Here is a 17,479-nt window from a genome sequence, read left to right as displayed (position 1 = left end):
CGGTGGCGACCGCCGCTGCGGCGCCTCGGCATGCCGTCGAACCCGCCGCGGCTCCTTGGCGTCTTGCCGCCGCGGACATCGCAGCCTGTCCGCACTGCCCTGCGGCCGCCGCCGCGGCCAGCTGAACCCTTTAACCGGCGACACGTCCGGCAAATCGCCGTGGCGGCCGCACAGCGGCGGCCCGCAGCTTGTTAAACTCCGCCGACTTTAATCCTCTCCGGATTCGCTCCCGATGCCCAACGCCCGTCCGCTAGCCCTCGCCATCGGCTTCAGCCTGATCGCCCTGCTGTCCGCATCCGTCGATGCCGCGCCCAAGAAGAAGCGCGCCGCCGCCAAGGCGCCCGCGGTCAGCACCGCCTGCTCCGACTTCTACGATTACGCCAACGCCGACTGGCTGAAGAGCAATCCGGTGCCGCAGAGCGGCGCGGTCACCGCGCTGGGCCAGCTGTCCGAGCGCGCGCAGCAACAGCAGCGCGACCTGCTCGACGCGTCGATGAAGACGCCGCAGAACGACGTGCAGAAGGCGCTGGGCGATTTCTGGGCCAGCGGCCTGGACGAGGCGGCGGTGGAGAAGGACGGGTCCAACCCGATCGCCCCGCTGCTCAGCCGCATCGACGCGATCAAGAAGGCCAAGGACGTGCCGGCGTCGATCGCCGCGCTGCACCAGGTCGGCATCCCGGTGGCGTTCAACTTCGGCGCCGACGTCGACCTCAAGGCGCTGGACCGCCACATCGGCTACTTCATGCAGGGCGGCATGGGCATGCCCGACCCGGCCTTCTACACCCGCACCGACGCCGATACCGTGGCGCTGATGGGCCGCTACCGCGCCTACGTCAAGCAGATCCTGACCCTGACCGGCACCCCGGCGGCCAAGCTCGAGGCCGACGCGCAGTCGGTGCTGCAGATCGAGACCGCGCTGGCGCGCAGCTCCAAGTCGCTGGCCGGCATCAACAACCCGTTCAACAACTACGCGCCGATCTCCACCAAGGACCTGACCAAGCAGTACCGCAACCTGCAGCTGGACGCGTTCCTGAAAGCGCAGGGCGTCAACGACGACCTGGTGTCGATGGCCGACCCGGAGATGTTCAAGCAGCTCGACGGCATGATCTCCAGCATCAAGCCGGACCAGTGGAAGGCCTACCTGCGCTGGCGCGTGGGCGATGCGATGGCGCCGTACCTGTCCAAGAGCTTCCGCGACGCCAGCTTCGAGTTCCGCGGCCGCGTGCTGGAAGGCCGCACGCTGCCGGCGCCGCGCTGGGCGCAGGTGCTCGAGGCGATCAACGTCGCCGCCGGCCCGATGCTCGGCCGCGAGTACGTCGGCCGCTACCTCAGCGCCGACACGCGCCGCCAGGCCGGGGTGATCGCCGACCAGGTGCGCGAGGCGCAGGTCGCGGCGATCAAGCGCAGCCCGTGGCTGAGCGAGCCGGCGCGCAACGAGGCGCAAGCCAAGCTCAACGCGCTGAAGATCGAGATCGGCGCGCCGCGCCGCGACCTGGACTACAGCGTGCAGCCGATGGGCCGCGGCAGCTTCGGCGGCAACATGCTGATCGCCTCCACCTGGCGCCATCGCGAGGAGATGAAGCGCATCGGCAAGGGCAACGCCGACCGCCGCTGGGACGTGCTGCCGCAGCAGCCGGCGCTGACCTACGACATCGCGCAGAACCGCCTGATCGTCACCGCCGCGGTGCTGCAGCCGCCGGTGTTCGCCGCCGGCGGCGACGACGCCGTGCGCTACGGCGCGTACGGCGCGCTGGTCGCGCACGAGCTGACCGGCGCGATCGACGGCAAGGGCAGCCTGGTCGACGCCCAGGGCCAGCTGCGCAGCTGGTGGACTCCGGCCGACAAGAGCGCCTGGACCGTGCTCGGCACGCGCGCGGCCGCGCAGTACGGCGCCTACGACTTCCCCGGGGTGAAGGCGGCCAAGGTCAACGGCCAGCTGACCCAGGACGAGAACCTGGCCGACATCGGCAGCGTCGAGCTGGCGTGGCAGGCCTATGCCGCCGCCCAGCCGGCGGCGACCGACGCCGGCAAGCAGGCCTTCTACAAGGCCTGGGCCGGACTGTGGGCGCAGCAGCTGTCGCCGAACGAAGCGGTGCAGCGCCTGACCGCCGACGTGCGTGCGCCCGGCCGCTGGCGCGCCAACGGGCCGCTGGCCAACCTGCCCGGCTTCGCCGCCACCTTCACCTGCAAGGCCGGACAGCCGATGGTGCGCAGCCAGGCCGAACAGATCCATCTGTGGCCGTAACCGCTGCGCGATGGCCAAGCAACGGGTAGACAGGACGGCGCGGGCAACCGCGCCGTCCTGCTGTGCGGCATAGCGTAGCGACCGTGCTGCGCGCTACGGCCGGAACCGGGCCCGGGTCATCCCGCGCCTGAAGCCATTTCGCAGTTCACGCATTGCGGCAAGCGACGTGTCGTGCAAGGTGCGGGAGCCGCCTGCAGGCGCCGCGATATCCGCAGGCGGCGCGAGCCGCCGGATTCGCCTCAGCGCACGATCCGCGGACGCGGCGGCTTGGGCTTGCCGAACGGCGGCTGGCCGCGCCAGTAGCGGATCAGCAGCCAGCCGAACAGCATGCCGCCCAGGTGCGCGAAATGCGCCACCCCCGGCTGCCAGCCGGTGAATCCCATCACCAGTTCGATCGCGCCGAACACGATCACGAAGGTGCGCGCCTTCATCGGGATCGGCGGGAACAGCAGCATCACCCGCTGGTTCGGGAACAGCATGCCGAACGCCAGCAGCAGGCCGAACACGCCGCCGGATGCGCCCAGGGTCGGGTACGGCTCGCCGCCGTTGGACACCGTCCACCAGCCCACCAGCAGCTGGCACAGGCCGGCGCCGGCCACGCAGACCAGGTAGTAGGTCAGGAAGCGCTTGTTGCCCCAGGTCTGTTCCAGCGGGCCGCCGAACATGTACAGCGCCAGCATGTTGAACAGCAGGTGCGAGAAGCCGCCGTGCAGGAAGCCGTAGCTCAGCAGCTGCCAGACCTGGAAGTTCTGCCCCGGCGAGAACGCGTCGAAATCGCTGATCGGCCACAGCATGAACGGCGCGAACGTCTCGTTGCCGAGCAGGAACGGCTGCTGCAGCAGGAACAACATGACGTTGGCGATCAGCAGCGCTTTGGTGACGGGCGGGAGTCTGGGAAACATGGTCGGATCCGTGGCAACTGCGCCCATCATAGCCGCTCGCTATTCGGGTCCCCATAACGCGGCGTCGAGGTCGCGCGCCGGTTTGCCGCGCTTCACCCGGCCGCCCTGCACCGCCACGCCTTCGGCGCGCAGCCGCTGGCATTGTTCGCGGTAGCCGCGCGAGCCCTCCGGGAAGGCGACGCGGCCGTCGCTGCGCAGCACCCGGTGCCAGGGCAGCGACGCGTCGTCGTTGCCGCTGAGCAGGCGCGCCACCAGCCGCGCGCGCCCGGGCAGGCCGGCCAGCGCGGCGACCTCGCCGTAGCCGCGCACCTGCCCGTGCGGGATCGCGCGGATCGCGTCCAGGATGCGGCGCCGCGCGGCGGCAGCGGCCTCTTCTTCGGTCGCCGGCGGCCGTGGCGCGCTCATGCCGTAGCGGTCCGGCGCGGCCGCGACACCGCCAGTACCCCGATCAGCACCAGCACGGTACCGGCGATCTGCCACGGCCCCATCGCTTCGCCGAGCAGGCACACGCTGAGCACGATGGTCGACACCGGGCCGAGCATGCCGATCTGCGCGGCCAGTCCGGAGCCGATCCGCTGCACCGCCATCATCACCGCCAGCACCGGCACCGCGGTGCACAGCGTGCCGTTGAGCAGCGACAGCCAGTACACCTCATGCGGCAATGCCAGCGCATGCAGCGGCCGCAGCAGCAGGAACTGGCCGATGCACAGCACGCTGGCCACGCTGCTCGCGTACGCGGTCAGGCGCACCGCGCCGACCCGCGCCACCAGCTGGCCGCTGCCGACCAGGTACAGCGCGTAGGCCAGCGCGCTGCCGAACACCAGCAGGCCGCCCCAGGCGGTGCGCGCGCCGCCGACCTGCAGGTCGTGGCCGAACGCCAGCAGCACGCCGACGTAGCTCAGCGCCAGCGCCCACAACTGCTGCCGCGGTGGGCGGCGGCCGAACGCGACCATGCCGATCAGCAGCACCAGGGTCGGGGTCAGGTACAGGATCAGCCGCTCCAGCGTCGCGGTGATGTAGGCCAGGCCGAGGAAGTCGAGATAGCTGGCCAGGTAATAACCCAGCACGCCGAGCACGAAGATCCGCCAGCGCTCGCCGCGCTGCAGCGGCGCCGCGCGCCGCGCGGCCCATACGCCCATCGCCAGGAAGCACGGCAGCGCCACCAGCATGCGCAGCGCCAGCAGCGTCACCGCGTCGACGCCGTAGCGATAGCCGAGCTTGACGATGATCGCCTTGCCGGAGAACGCGATCGCGCCGCTGGCGGCGAGCAGCACGCCGGCCAGGTCCAGGCGCAAGGCGCCCGGCGCGAGCGCGGCGGATACCGCCGAGCGATCGGGTGCGCTCATCGCGGCACGAACCGCGCGATGCGGCGAAACGGAGACGGGAAGCAAGCCATGCCGCCATTCTAAGGCGGCACGCAACCGCATCGGGAGGAAGTGGCCGGGACTCGGGACCGGGGACTCGGAGAGGCAAAAGCCTGCGCCAGGAATTCGCCATTGCGCGGCCCAGCGCTACCGGATAAAAAAAGCCGCGCATCGCGCGGCTTTTTTTTATCCGAGTCCCGAGTCCCGAGTCCCGAGTCCTTCAACGGATCAACACCACCTCTTCCGCCGACGTCGGATGGATCGCCACCGTGTCCTCCAGCTGCCGCTTGGTCACGCCCAGCTTCAGCGCCACCGCGAAGCCCTGCAGGATCTCGTCGGCGCCGTCGCCGAGCAGGTGGAAGCCGACCACGCGCTGCTCCTCGCCCACGCAGATCACCTTGAACAGGCTGCGCTGCGGCGATGCCGCCAGCGCGTGCAGCATCGGGCGGAAGTTGCTGCAGTAGGTGCGCACCGCGTCGCCGTGGCGTTCGCGCGCCTGCTCTTCGCTGAGCCCCACCTGGCCCAGCGGCGGATGCGAGAACACCACGCTGGGCACGTTGTCGTAGTCCAGCCGCGCATGCGGCTGGCCGCCGAACAGGCGGTCCATCAGGCGCCGCCCGGCGGCGATCGCCACCGGGGTCAGCCCGACCTTGCCGCCGACGTCGCCGATCGCGTAGATGCCGGGCACGCTGGTGTTCTGGTAGTCGTCCACCCGCACCTCGCCCTTCTCGCCCAGCGCCACGCCCAGCGCCTCCAGGCCGATGCCGCGGGTGTTCGGGCGGCGCCCGACGGCGAAGAACACCTGGTCGAAGCCGGCGCTGGGGTTGTCGTCGCGATCGTGCAGCTGCAGCTCGCCGTCGCCCCCGGCGCGGCGCAGCGCGCGCACGCGATAGCCGAAGTGCATGCGCACGCCCTGGTGGCGCAGGTTCTCGCCCAGCTGCGTGGCCAGTTCGGCATCGAACCGCTCCAGCAGCCGCGTGCCCTGCACGAACACCTCCACGCGGCTGCCAAGCGCCTGCAGCACGCCGGCCAGCTCCACCGCGATGTAGCCGCCGCCGACGATCGCCACCCGCGGCGGCGCCTGACACAGGTTGAAGAAATCGTCCGACACCAGGCCCAGCTCGGCGCCTTCGAACTGCGGCCGCAGCGGATGCGCGCCGGTGGCGATGACGATGTGCGCGGCGCTGACCCGCACGCCGTCGTCGCATTCGACCGTATGTGTATCGTGCAGCCGGCCGCGCCGCGGGATCAGCACGATGCCGTCGCTGTCCAGGCGCTTGCGGTAGCTGGCGTGGATGTTGGCGATGTAGCCCTGCCGGTGGGTGACCAGTTCGGCCCACGCCAGCCGTGGCTCGGGCAGGTCGAAGCCGATATCGCGCGCCAGGTTGACGCGCCCGGCCAGGTCCGCCGCCAGCCACATCGCCTTCTTCGGCACGCAGCCGACGTTGACGCAGGTGCCGCCGAGTTCGCCCGGCTCGAGGATCGCCACGCGCGCGCCGTGGTGGGCGGCGCGGAACGCGGCCGCCAGTCCGCCCGAACCGCCGCCGAGCACCAGCAGGTCGTAGTCGTACGCCGCCGCGCTCACTGGAAACGCTCCACGCGGTACGGGGTTGGATCGATCGCGGGCGCTCGCCCGGTGATCAGGTCGGCCATCAGTTGTCCTGTCGCACAGCTCATGCTGATCCCGAGCATGCCATGGCCGGCCGCAAGCCATACGTGAGGATGCCGCGGCGAACGGCCCAGCGCGGGCAGATCGTCCCAGGTCATCGGCCGCCATCCGTACCAGCGTTCGCGCAGCTGCGGGCCGGCCGGCTCGCGCAGGTAGCGCCGCGCGGCGCGTTCCAGCGCGGCCAGCCGGGTCTGGTTCAAGCGCGTGTCGTGGCCGGAGAACTCCATCGTGCTGCCGAGCCGGAACCCGCTGCCCCAGGTGGTGACGCACACCTGCGGATCCTTCAGCACCACCGGCCGCGTCGGCGCCAGCGTTGGCCGCGTATAGGTGATCGAATAGCCCTTGCCGGGCTGGATCGGCAGGCGCAATCCCAGCGTGCGCGCGAGCGCCGGCGACCACGGCCCCATCGCCAGCACCGCCTCGCGGCCGCGCCGCGGGCCGCGCTCGGTGTCCACGCGCACGCCGTCGGCGCCCGGGTCCAGCGCCAGCACCCGGCACCGCTCCTCGATCGTCCCGCCGCGCTCGCGCACCGCGCGCGCCAGTTCGGCGGCATAGCGGTCCGGGCGCAGGTGCGCGTCGCCCGGGAAATGCACCGCGCCGACCACGCCGTCGCGGAACGCCGGCTGCTGGCGCAGATACTCGCGCCCGTCGATCACCCGGGTACGGATGCCGAGCCGTTCCAGCGCGGCGCACTCGTCCGCGTAACGCTCGAAGTTGCGCGGGTCGCCGAACACGTAGTCCAGGCCGTCCTCGCCGAACTCGCACTGCAGCCGGTAACGCCCGATCCAGTCGACCAGCCGCGTGCGCGAATCGTTGAGCAGGGCCGCGCGCGCCTGCGCGCTGGCGGCCCAGTCGCGCCGGTTGCAGCGCGCGCCGAAGCGCAGCAGCCAGCGCCACAGCGCCGGGTCCAGGCGCGGCCGGATGTACAGCGGCGCGTCCGGCCGCAACATCCAGCGCAGCGCGCGCCAGGGCACGCCGGGCGCGGCCAGCGGCGGCGCGTGGCTGGGGGTGATGGTGCCGCAGTTGCCGTGCGAGGTGGCGCCGCCGACCGTCGCCGCTTCCAGCACCCGCACCTGGCGGCCGGCATCGAGCAGGGACAAGGCGGTGGCCAGCCCGATCGCGCCGCCGCCGATGATCAGCGCATCGTCTTGGGGAGAGGTGTTCACCGCGCCAGTCTAGGGCGATTGCGCAGCGCGCCGGCGCAGCGGTTGCCAGCGCAGATAGGTCGCCGACCGCCACAGCCACTCCACCGGGCCGAAGCGGAAATGGCGCAGCCACAGCGGCGACAGCGCCACCTGCACGGCGAACAGCGCGAACCCGAACGGGATCTGCCAGGCCCGCGGCAGGCGTTCGAAATAGCCCAGTCCGTAGCCGTAGAACAGCGTGGTGCACAGCAGCGACTGCAACAGGTAGTGGGTCAACGCCATGCGCCCGGCCGGCGCCAGCCAGCGCAGCGCGTGCTCGGCACGCACGATCCACGCCGCATAGCCCAACGCCATCATGCCGCTGCCGACCGCGCCCAGCGCGAACGCCGCGCTCAGGCGCAGGTCCAGCCGCGCCGGATCCATCCAGGGCTCCAGGGCGAAGCTCAGCAGCATCAGCGCCGCGCCCAGCGGCAACACCGCCCAGCGCAGCGCCGCCAGCAGCCGCCGATGCCGCGCCGGCGCGGCGGCCAGGCCGCTGCGCACGCACCAGGTGCCGAGCAGGAACATGCCGAAGATCGTCGGCGCGTTGAACACCAGCCCCTGCAGCGTGGCCCCCAGATCGCGCAGGCGCTGCGCGGTCGCCTCGGCGTAGCTGCCGTGCCCGAACGCCTGGCGCTGCCGTTCGATCTCCTGCGCGGCGTGCTGCGCCTGCTCGGCCATGCCCTGCCGCCATGCCACCGCGCCGTGCGGGTCCAGCTGCGCCAGCGAGCCGACCGCGCCGAACAGCAGCATCAGCAATGGGCCGCACAGGTAGGCGGCGATGCCCAGCCACGGCAGCCAGCGCGTGGGCGCCTCGCGGAACGCGAGCAGCGCCAGCGCCAGCAGCGCGTAGGTCAACAGGATGTCGCCGGACCACAGCAGCAGCGCATGCGCCAGCCCGATCAGCAGCAGCCCCGCGCTGCGCCGCAGGTAGAAGCCGGTGAACGGACGCCGCGCCGCTTCGGCGCGCTGCGCCATCACCGCAAAGCCCATCCCGAACAGCAGCGAGAACAAGGTGTAGAACTTGCCCTGCACCAGCAGGTAGACCGCCGCGTCGGCGATGCGGTCGGCGCCGCGCAAGGCGGGATCGAGCCCGGTCAGCGCCGCGTTGAGCGGGCCGGCCAGCGCCTCGATGTTCATCAGCACGATGCCGAGCAGGCAGGCGCCGCGCAGCACGTCCAGCGTGGCGATGCGCTCGGCGGGCGCGACGGGCTGCAGGAGGGGAACGGAAGACGCCAAGTCGCTGCTACCGATTAACGGAGCCGGCGATTATCCACTGCCGCAGACCGCTGGCGCTGCCTGCGCGCGCGGCGAGGTCGAGCCCCGAGGCGCCGGACGCGAAGCCGGCCGGCGGCGGCGGGGCCGGTGTGTCGAACGAGCGGTGCCGATCAGCGGCGCGGCGTGGTGCAGGACGCGCACGGCCTGGGTTGCGCCGTGGCCGTACGTACCCTCACCCCAACCCCTCTCCCGATGGGAGAGGGGCTCAGATGTGGGAGAGGTCTCAGCATGGCTGGGTGGCAGCGACCGAGGCGCGGCAGCCGCCGTCAGTGCGCGCGTCGCCGATTGGCCGATACGGGCTGGCCGCAAGCCCCTATCGCCGCCCGTCGAGCGCGGTCTGCGAGGTGGCCGGCCGCGGCCTCGCTCAGTGGTGGTGCCCGCCGTCGCCGTGCACGTGGCCGTGCTCCAGCTCTTCGGCCGAGGCTTCGCGGACCTCGAGGATCTCCACGTCGAAATGCAGGTCCTTGCCGGCCATCGGGTGGTTCAGGTCGACGTCCACCACGCTCATGCCGACCTTCTGCACGGTCACTGCGCGCGGGCCGAAGTTGGTCTGCAGCACCACCTGCATGCCCGGCTGCAGCCGGGTCGCGCCGAAGTGCTTCTTCGGCACGCGCTGGGTCAGGCCTTCGCGGTATTCGCCGTAGGCGTCGCTGGCCGCCACGTCCACGCCGAAGCTCTCGCCGCCTTCCTTGTCCATCATCGCCTGCTCCAGGCCCGGGATGATGTTGCCGTGGCCGACCAGGATCGCCAGCGGATCGCGGTCCTTGGAGGTCTCGATCGGCGCCTGGCCGGCTTCCGAGACGGTGTAGTGGAAACGGACGACGCGGTCTTTTTCGATCTTCATGTGCAACTCTGCGCTATGGCTGCCGGGGGCAGACGGAGGGACGGCTTGTCGGCCGACGGGAGCGCCGCCATGATGGCGGCCATCTAAGGTCGCGCATTATCCCGGCTCCATGCATAACAAGCCAGTTTCACCGCACGCATGGCGCCGGGCGTCGCTCGCCGGGCTGCTGTGCGCGCTCGCGCTGGCCGGCTGCGGCCGCCAGGACGTGCGCCCCTCGCGCCCGCCGCCGGCGATGCGCAGCTGGCCGCAGGTGCCGCCGGCCGACCCGGCCGCGGCCAACGCGGTGCTGATGCGCGCGCTCGGGCTGGTCGGCACGCCCTATCGCTACGGCGGCAACACCCCCGAGTCCGGCTTCGACTGCAGCGGGCTGGTCGCCTACGTCTACCGCGACATGCTCGACCTGAAGCTGCCGCGCACCTCGCACGACCTGGCCGCGGTGCAGGGCCCGCGGATCGAGCCGCAGCGCCTGGCCGCCGGCGACCTGGTGTTCTTCGGCAGCGGCGGCAGCGTCAGCCACGTCGGCATCTATGTGGGCGAAGGCCGCTTCGTGCATGCGCCCAACAGCGGTGGAACGGTGCGCCTGGACTACCTGGATGGCCCGTATTGGCGCGACCACTATTCAGGCGCGAAGCGGGTTTTGCGGTGATCTGTGGTGCGCGTCACATTCATAATTACGAAATATTAACGCCATTTGAACTTTCACTTGCCCTGCACAGGGCATCATCGCGCATCGTTTGATTTTGTGATCGAAGCGTGACGACTGAAGCCAAGACCTCTCCAGGCAAGACCGCCGCTCGCCGCCGGGCCGCCTTCCGCCTCTTCTGCAGCGCCTCGCTCTGTTTCTCGGCCCTTCCGGCCCTGGCCCAGTCCGCTCCCACCGACACCGCCGCCGCGGTGGTCCCCGAACAGATCGGCGCCGTCGCCGCCCCGGTGACCGGCGTGCCCGCCACCACGGCCGCCGCCAAGCCGGCGCCGGCCGCCCAGGCGCAGAACGCGGCGCGCAGCAAGGCCGACGCCGCGGCCACCGCCACCCTGGCCGCGCTGCTGCCGCACCTGGCCGCCAACGACACCATCCCGCTGATGGACCGCTCGGCGATGTTCGCCGGCGACATCAGCCGCCTGCTCGCCAACTACGACGTGTCCCAGCCGCCGCTGCGCGAAGGCGTGGTGCCGGGCGGCGACAAGGTGCAGTCGGTGCTCAAGCGCGCGATGACCCTGCTGGGCACCCCGTACCGCTGGGGCGGCGACACGCCGGACGGCGGTTTCGACTGCAGCGGCCTGATCGGCTATGTGTTCCGCACCGCGCTGGGCATCGAGCTGCCGCGCGTGTCGCGCGAGATGGCCCACGAAGCCAATGCCGAACTGATCAAGGACCGCAACGCGCTGGCGCCGGGCGACCTGGTGTTCTTCGGCCGCAAGGGCCGCGTCGACCACGTCGGCCTGTACGTCGGCGAAGGCCGCTTCCTGCACGCGCCGAGCCGCGGCAAGGACGTGCGCGTGGACACGCTGACCAGCGGCTACTGGAGCGCGAAGTTCCTGCAGGCGCGCCGGGTCGCGATGTAAGCGACGCGACACAGCCGCACCGGAAAGGCCGCTGGGAACAGCGGCCTTTTTTGTGCGCCCGGGTCAGTCAGGCTTGGTAGTGGGAGATGGTGTCCTCGATCCCCTTGCTCAGCTCCATCACCTTCAGCGCGTACTCGGCCAGGCGGCGGTCTTCCGGCGTGCCCGGCTGCCAGGTCGGGACCGGCGACGGCTTGCCCTCGACCCCGTCCAGCGCCACGAACACGATGATGCAATGCGTGCACAGCCGCGAATCGCCGCCCATCGGGTCGCGCGCGCGCACGTCGATGGCGAAATGCATGCTGGTGCTGCCGGTATAGACCAGCTTGGCGCTCACCGTGACCATGTCGCTGATCCGGATCGGCGAGACGAAACGGATGCCGCCGACGGCCACCGTCACGCTGTAGCGGCCGCTCCAGCCCACCGCCGCGGCATAGCCGACCTGGTCGATCCATTTCATCACCACCCCGCCGTGCACCTTGCCGCCGTAGTTCACGTCGCTGGGTTCGGCCAGGAATCGGAAGGTCAGTTCGCGTTGCACGCCGCTCATCGGTGCTCCATGGCACGGGAAGGAAGCGCGAGTCTGCCACGGCGCCCTGCCCGATGGCCGCTTCCGCGCGCGGCCGGCGTTCTACTTGCCAGTACCACTCCGCAGGCGACGCACCGATCGCGGCCACCGGCCGCGACCGCGCCCCCGCCCGCCTCCTGCGGAGGTTCCGGTCCGGACGTGGGGCGGCACGGCCGGCGTTTGCTGCGATTTCCCTGCGCACCCGCCGGCGCCGACGCTCGATGGCGGACTACGCATGGCGGCAATGCCCGATTTCTGCAAGCGCTGCATCATCTGGTTCGGCCACCCCGGCGGCAGCGAACGCGACGCGCTCGCCGCGGCGGGCTGGCGCCTGCGCGCGGTGGCCCCGGGCGACGCGGCCGGCATCGGCCTGCGCGGCGACGACACGGTCGTGGGCATGGTCGACCTGCGCGACGGCGCCACCGACGGCCTGGCCCAGGTCGAACAACTGCTCGGCGACCACCGTTACCTGCCGCTGGTGGCGATGACCTCGGCGCGCACGCCGACCCGGGAGCCGCGGGTGCAGCGCCTGCTGCGCAGCTGCGTGGACACCTTCGCGATGCCGCTGGACCTGCCGCGGGTGCTGCGCACGCTCGACGGCCTGGGCGGCGAGGCATGCCGCGCGCACGGCGGCATCGACGCGCTGATCGGGCAGAGCCCGGCGCTGTGCGCGACCCGTGCCAGCGTGCGCAAGCTGGCGCCGGTGGACCTGCCGGTGCTGATCACCGGCCAGACCGGAACCGGCAAGGAGGTCGCCGCGCACGCGCTGCACGACCTGTCGCCGCGCCGGCAGCGCCCGTTCGCCGCGATCAACTGCGGCGCGCTGCCGCCCAACCTGGTGCAGTCGGAACTGTTCGGCCACGAACGCGGCGCCTTCACCGGCGCCAGCGCGCGGCGCCTGGGCCTGTTCGAGTCCGCCGCCGGCGGCAGCGTGTTCCTCGACGAGATCGGCGACCTGCCGCTGGACGTGCAGACCAACCTGCTGCGCGTGCTGCAGGAAGGCACCATCGAACGCGTCGGCAGCCACCAGCCGGTGCAGGTGGACGTGCGCATCATCGCCGCCACCCACGTGGATCTGGAGCGGGCGGTGGAGCATGGCCGTTTCCGCAGCGACCTGTACTACCGGCTCAACGTGCTGCGCCTGCACATGCCGCCGCTGCACGAGCGCGGTGGCGACATCGAACTGCTCGCGCAGCATTTCCTGCAGGCCTTCCGCAGCCGCCACGCCACCCGCGCGCGCGGCTTCAGCCATGCCGCGCGCGCGGCGATGGCCACGTTCGCCTGGCCCGGCAACGTGCGCGAACTGCTCAACCGGGTGCAGCGCGCCGCGGTGGTGGCCGAAGACGAACTGATCAGCCCGGTGGAACTGGAACTGTCGGCGCCCAGCGGCGACGGCCACGCCCCGCTGGACACGGCGCGCGCGCAGGCCGAACGCGACGCGCTGCTGCGCTGCCTGCACGAAAGCGCCTTCAACGTCAGCGCCTGCGCGCGGCGCATGCAGCTGTCGCGGGTCACCGTGTACCGGATGTGCCGCCGTCATGGAGTGGCCCTCGAGAAGATGAGGGAATAAGGAAACGACGCGCCGATCCGGGCTTGCAGAGAGCGCCGGCAATGCCACACCGAATCCCCAATCCCGAAATCCCCAATCCCCGACCTACAACATGTAGGGCAACTTGAACGCCAGGCTGAAGTCCGGCGAATCCGGGGTCAGGCCGATGCCGAGCATGCTCACCAGCGTGGCGTGCTGGTTCAGCGCGTAGGTGACGCCGAGGTTCAGCGTGGCGGCATTGCCGTCGCTGCCGATCACCTTGACCCACTGCCCGCCCTGGTAGCGGGTGGACGCGCGCGCGTTGAGTTTGTCGCTGAAGGACAGGCTCAGGCTGGTGCGCTCGTTGAACGCGAAGGCGACGCCGGCGCCGAAGTAGAACGCGCCGCCCAGGCGCACTTCGCCGGGATTGACCGTGTCCGGGTTGCTGTCCAGGTCGTCGAAGCTGCGCGCGAAGGAGTGGATGTAGCCGACGTTGGCGAACAGGATCGCCGGATCGGCGGTCTTCACCGCCGACAGGCCCACGTTGGCCTGCCACACGCCGTTGCCGGTGGGCTGGCGGCTGGGCACCGCGAAGCGGATGAACTGGTCGTCGTCGCGCTCGAGCACGCGCCAGTCCACGCCGTAGGGCGCGCGCCCGGTCGGCGCGGTCACGCCGAGCGTGGCCACCGTCTCCGGGCGCCAGCCGCGCTCCTGGAACAGGCGGTAGTTGGCGCCGAGCGTCGCGTCACCGATGCCGTTGCCGTCGGTCTGCTCCTGCGCGATGGCCGCCGCCGACCCGCCCGCGCCGCCCTTCTGGTACACGGTCTTGCGCGCCACGTAGGGCACGTCCAGGCTCATCGTCAGGCGCGGACTGATGCCCCAGCGCGCGGCCAGGTCGTAGGTCAGCGAATCGGATTCCACGTTCTCGATCGCGATGTTGCCGAGAAAGATCGCATCCAGCGCCAGGAAGCCGTTCAGGCTCAGCTGCTTGCGATCGTAGCGCGCGTAGGTGAGGCTGTTTTCGAGGGTGAGCTTCTGGTTGAACAGCACCGCCTGCTGCTGCTTGACGTCGTCGACGCTGCGCCGCGAGGCGTCCTTCGCGTCCTGCGCCTCGGCGGCGCTGCTGGCGTAGCTGTCTGCCGACGGCGGCGGTGGCGCGGCGGCGACCGGCGCGGCCGGCGCCGCGAGCGCCCCGGCCTTGCCGTTCAGGCGTGCCTGCATCGCCTGCACCTGCATGTCCAGTTCGCGCAGGCGCCGCACTTCCTGCGCATAACTGGCCTTGAGCGTTTCCAGCCTGGCCAGCAGCGCCTGGACCTCGGCGGCGTCGGCGGCCTGTTCCTGCGCCAGCGCCGGCATCGCGGCGGCGGACAGCGTCAACGCCAGCGCCAGCGCCAGCGGCCGCTGCGAAGGCGGCGCAGGCGCGCGGAGCCCGCCGTGCCGCTGCCTCACCGCCCCACTCCGGTACCCAGCCCGCGCGCGAAAGAGATCGCCTGCGCCACGTGCTGGGTGAGCGGTGCGGTGTCGCCCAGCGACTGCCGGACCAGGTCGATCTGCAGGCGGTTGCTGACCTGCTGGCCGTCGCCGCTGAGCTGCACGCTCTGGCCGACGCTGCCGTTGCGGATCCACTGCTGCACCGCGCCCTGGCCCTCGACCTGCAGCAGCACGCGCGCCGCGTCGCCGTCGTAGCTGGCCAGCGCCTGCGCGCCGCCGAGTTGCTGGCCGACGCTGGCGGCCGCGCCGCCCGTATCCGCCGACGGCGCCGCGCCGTCGCGCACGCGCAACTGGGCGTGGTTGCTGGCGCGGTTGCCGTCGCCGGCGATCTGCACGCCCTGCACCAGCCCGGACACGTTCTGCAGCCCGGCGGCATCGACGCTGCGCGTCGCGCCCGCTGCGCCGCCCGGCAACGGCGCGTCGGCGGCGGTGATGCTGACGCTGGGGCTGAAACTGAGCCGGGGCGTGGCGCCGCCGCGGGAGAAGTCCATGCCCAGGGTCAGCGCGCTGTGCAGGACCTGGCCGCTGCCGGTCTGCCATTGCGACACCATCGACACCCCGAACCACGCCACCGCGTCGCCGCCGACGGTGTAGCGCCCGCGCATCAGGTTCAGCTCGGGGTCGGGGATCTCCTTCAGCCCGGTTCCGGGCGCGGCCGGCGCATCGGCGGCGCTGGCCAGCGACGGGCACAGCAGCGCCAGCAGCAGCCACGGATGGGGCGTGCGCGTGCAAGAGAGGGGCGACATGGCAAGACTCCTTTCAGAAAAGATCGGCATGGGTGAAGCCGAAATCGACCAGCTCCGCGTCGGTGATCGGCCCCTGGCGCGCGTACAGCGCGCGTGCGCTGGGCTTGCTGCCCGGCTGCAGCAGCACGGTGTTGCGATCGAAGTCGCTGCCGATCACCACGAACACCGCGCGCGAGGGCCACGACGCCAGGAACTCGTCCACGCCGATGCTGCGGTTGCCCAGGATCGGATCGGCCAGTTCGACGCTGTCGCCCTGCACCTGCTTGAGCACCACGAAGTGGCGGAAGCCGCGCACGTCCATCAGCACCAGGCCGGGCACGCGCAGCGACTGCAGGCGGGTTTCGTCCACGCGGTAGCCGCGTCCGCGCAGCCCGAGCGATTCCACGTAGCGTTTGATGTCCAGCAGCGAGAATCCGCGCTGGCGCACCAGTTCCGGGTCGGAGACCCCCATCATGCCTTCGATCACCGTGCTCTCGTCGGTGTCCAGGCGGTAGGCGTAGCGCAGCACCGTGGCCAGCGCGGCGGCGCCGCAGCTGTAGTCGGTGCGCTGGCGCACGATGTGGCGGAAGCGGCCTTCCTGCATGCTCTCCACTTCGCGTACGTACGTGCTGCCGTCGGGCAGCACGCCGCCGAAGCGGACTTCGCCGGCGCGCGACGGCGCCGCGGCGGCCAGCGAGCACGACAGCAGGAACAACGCGATGCGCATCGGTCACCTCGAATTCGGGAAAGGAGCCCTCGCCGCGCGGGTGGGCGCGGCGAGGAGTCCAGGGAACGCCGGCGCTTGGAGGGGCACCGGGTGTCGCACTGACGCCGGTTGCCTGCGCAACCGTTGCCGCGTTACTCGCTGCCGCCACCGCCGCCGGTGGACGGCTGCGCCACGGCCAGGGCCAGGCTGTTGGCCTGCAGGTTGCCGGTGCCGGCGGCGACGTTGACGCCGATGTTGCCGGAGGCGTTGGCGAAGGCGCTGCCGCTCAGCGAGGCGGTGTTGGTCGCATCGACCACGATGTAGCGCGTGGTGGCGACGCTGCCGCTCAGCTCCGCGTACAGGTCGGCCACGCCCAGTTCGAGGAAGCCCAGTTGCCCGGACTCGCTGCCGCTGTAGCTGCCTTCCTCGTCGGTGTCGAAGGCGATGCCGCCGACGCCTTCGGCGTACGGGTTCATCACCGCGCCCTGCGTCTCGTTGTCCCAATCGCTGTGCCCGGTGGCATTGCCGGCCGGATGGCTGTCGCCGGTCCAGTTGTCCGGATAGAAATTGGTCTTCTGGTACGCGTTGCCGGTGCCGCTGTAGCTGCCCGAGCTGGAGCCCTCGTAGACGCCGTAGCCCAGCGCCGCGGTCCAGCCGCTGACCGGGCCGCTCAGCGACACGTCGGTGGTCTCGGTGTACTCCTGCACGATGCCCGCGTTGTTGACCATGTTGCCGGTGGACACCTGGTTGGAGCTGATGCTGGACTGCGCGTACGCGGTGGTGGCCACCGAGGCGGCCAGCGCGTTCTTCTGCCCGTTGTTGTTGCCCGAGGCGACGTTGACGCCGATGTTGCCCGAGGCCCCGCTGAAGGCGTTGCCGCCCAGGCTGGCGGCGTTGGTGACGCCGAGGTTCATGGTCTGGTTGTTGGCGCCGTACTGGTTGACGAACACCTCGGCGTCGGCCATGCCGAAGCTGAAGCTGGCGTCGGCCGCCGACAGCGCCGCGGCGTTGTCCTGCGCGTTGTTGTCGCCGGCGGCGGCGTTGAAGCCGAGGTTGCCGGCGGCGTTGCTGCCCACGTCGTCGGCGATCGAGGCCTCGTTGCTCAGCTTGTCGTTGAGCGCGCCGTTGGCGGTGATCGACTGGCGGTTGTCGATGATCGCGATCGCCGCCGAGTCCAGATCGATGTCGCCGCTGATGCTGGGATCGCCGGAGAATTCGATGTCCGAACTCAGCCGCAGGTCCTTCTCCAGGTTGACCTCCACGTTGTGCCGCGAACGGTCGCCCTGCTGGTGATCGCGTTCACCGGCCTGTGCGGCCGTGCTGGCCGCCAGCGCGGAAACCGCCATCGCCAGCAACGTCCACTTTCCGTTGGTTTTCATGTCGCCCTCTCCTAGTGTGTGGTGCTTATCGGGTGG

Annotated in this window: 16 protein-coding genes; 4 read left to right on the top strand and 12 right to left on the bottom strand. The window is 71.1% G+C overall.

The window, feature by feature from the left end:
• Positions 1–232: 232 nt before the first annotated feature.
• Positions 233–2,245 (top strand): M13 family metallopeptidase, encoded by a 2,013-nt coding sequence (locus JR065_RS04775; protein ID WP_206232597.1) that lies wholly within the window; start codon positions 233–235, stop codon positions 2,243–2,245.
• A gap of 239 nt (positions 2,246–2,484) precedes the next feature.
• On the opposite strand, the gene JR065_RS04770 is transcribed toward JR065_RS04775, so the two are convergent.
• From JR065_RS04770 to JR065_RS04745, 7 genes are all read right to left on the bottom strand, one after another.
• A complete protein-coding gene (locus JR065_RS04770) occupies positions 2,485–3,147 on the bottom strand; it encodes a rhomboid family intramembrane serine protease (protein ID WP_206232596.1) in 663 nt (220 codons plus the stop codon).
• A 39-nt stretch (positions 3,148–3,186) separates the two neighbouring features.
• Positions 3,187–3,552 (bottom strand): MGMT family protein, encoded by a 366-nt coding sequence (locus JR065_RS04765; protein WP_206232594.1) that lies wholly within the window; start codon positions 3,550–3,552, stop codon positions 3,187–3,189.
• Positions 3,549–4,493 carry a DMT family transporter gene (locus JR065_RS04760; protein WP_206232592.1) on the bottom strand — a complete coding sequence of 315 codons (945 nt, stop codon included), beginning with the start codon at positions 4,491–4,493 and terminating at the stop codon, positions 3,549–3,551. Before JR065_RS04760 ends, JR065_RS04765 begins: the two co-directional genes overlap by 4 nt.
• A gap of 238 nt (positions 4,494–4,731) precedes the next feature.
• Positions 4,732–6,096: a glutathione-disulfide reductase gene (gene gorA / locus JR065_RS04755; protein WP_343237246.1), complete on the bottom strand. Its 1,365-nt coding sequence runs from the start codon at positions 6,094–6,096 to the stop codon at positions 4,732–4,734.
• Positions 6,093–7,346, bottom strand: coding sequence for an NAD(P)/FAD-dependent oxidoreductase (locus JR065_RS21430; RefSeq protein ID WP_343237245.1), 1,254 nt, complete (start codon positions 7,344–7,346; stop codon positions 6,093–6,095). Before JR065_RS21430 ends, gorA begins: the two co-directional genes overlap by 4 nt.
• 9 nt (positions 7,347–7,355) lie before the next feature.
• Complete coding sequence (locus JR065_RS04750; RefSeq protein WP_206232588.1) at positions 7,356–8,603, bottom strand: DUF418 domain-containing protein; 1,248 nt, start codon at positions 8,601–8,603, stop codon at positions 7,356–7,358.
• A 403-nt stretch (positions 8,604–9,006) separates the two neighbouring features.
• Positions 9,007–9,486, bottom strand: coding sequence for an FKBP-type peptidyl-prolyl cis-trans isomerase (locus JR065_RS04745; protein ID WP_206232587.1), 480 nt, complete (start codon positions 9,484–9,486; stop codon positions 9,007–9,009).
• Positions 9,487–9,595: 109 nt separating this feature from the next.
• On the opposite strand from JR065_RS04745, the gene JR065_RS04740 reads away from it, so the two are divergent.
• Positions 9,596–10,132: a C40 family peptidase gene (locus JR065_RS04740; RefSeq protein WP_206232585.1), complete on the top strand. Its 537-nt coding sequence runs from the start codon at positions 9,596–9,598 to the stop codon at positions 10,130–10,132.
• 107 nt (positions 10,133–10,239) lie between these two features.
• The gene (locus JR065_RS04735) at positions 10,240–11,049 is read left to right on the top strand and encodes an NlpC/P60 family protein (protein WP_206232583.1); all 810 of its coding nucleotides are present in this window, start codon (positions 10,240–10,242) and stop codon (positions 11,047–11,049) included.
• 67 nt (positions 11,050–11,116) lie between these two features.
• Here the strand turns inward: JR065_RS04735 and JR065_RS04730 are convergent, their stop codons facing one another.
• Positions 11,117–11,596, bottom strand: coding sequence for an acyl-CoA thioesterase (locus JR065_RS04730; RefSeq protein WP_206232581.1), 480 nt, complete (start codon positions 11,594–11,596; stop codon positions 11,117–11,119).
• A 253-nt stretch (positions 11,597–11,849) separates the two neighbouring features.
• Here JR065_RS04730 and JR065_RS04725 point away from each other — a divergent pair, with 253 nt between their 5' ends.
• Positions 11,850–13,184 carry a sigma-54 interaction domain-containing protein gene (locus JR065_RS04725; RefSeq protein ID WP_206232579.1) on the top strand — a complete coding sequence of 445 codons (1,335 nt, stop codon included), beginning with the start codon at positions 11,850–11,852 and terminating at the stop codon, positions 13,182–13,184.
• Between the two features lie 84 nt (positions 13,185–13,268).
• On the opposite strand, the gene JR065_RS04720 is transcribed toward JR065_RS04725, so the two are convergent.
• From JR065_RS04720 to JR065_RS04705, 4 genes are all read right to left on the bottom strand, one after another.
• Entirely contained in the window at positions 13,269–14,498 is a 1,230-nt protein-coding gene (locus tag JR065_RS04720) for a transporter (RefSeq protein ID WP_206232794.1), read from the bottom strand.
• 89 nt (positions 14,499–14,587) lie between these two features.
• Positions 14,588–15,379: a hypothetical protein gene (locus JR065_RS04715; protein WP_206232577.1), complete on the bottom strand. Its 792-nt coding sequence runs from the start codon at positions 15,377–15,379 to the stop codon at positions 14,588–14,590.
• 13 nt (positions 15,380–15,392) lie between these two features.
• Complete coding sequence (locus JR065_RS04710; protein ID WP_206232576.1) at positions 15,393–16,085, bottom strand: C39 family peptidase; 693 nt, start codon at positions 16,083–16,085, stop codon at positions 15,393–15,395.
• A 131-nt stretch (positions 16,086–16,216) separates the two neighbouring features.
• Positions 16,217–17,410 carry an adhesin gene (locus JR065_RS04705; RefSeq protein WP_429001841.1) on the bottom strand — a complete coding sequence of 398 codons (1,194 nt, stop codon included), beginning with the start codon at positions 17,408–17,410 and terminating at the stop codon, positions 16,217–16,219.
• Positions 17,411–17,479: the final 69 nt, after the last annotated feature.

The sequence above is a fragment of the Xanthomonas sp. genome, from assembly GCF_017163755.1.
Taxonomy (GTDB): domain Bacteria; phylum Pseudomonadota; class Gammaproteobacteria; order Xanthomonadales; family Xanthomonadaceae; genus Xanthomonas_A.
Note: the sequence above shows the minus strand (reverse complement) of the source record. Positions and strands in the feature narration are given on the sequence as shown.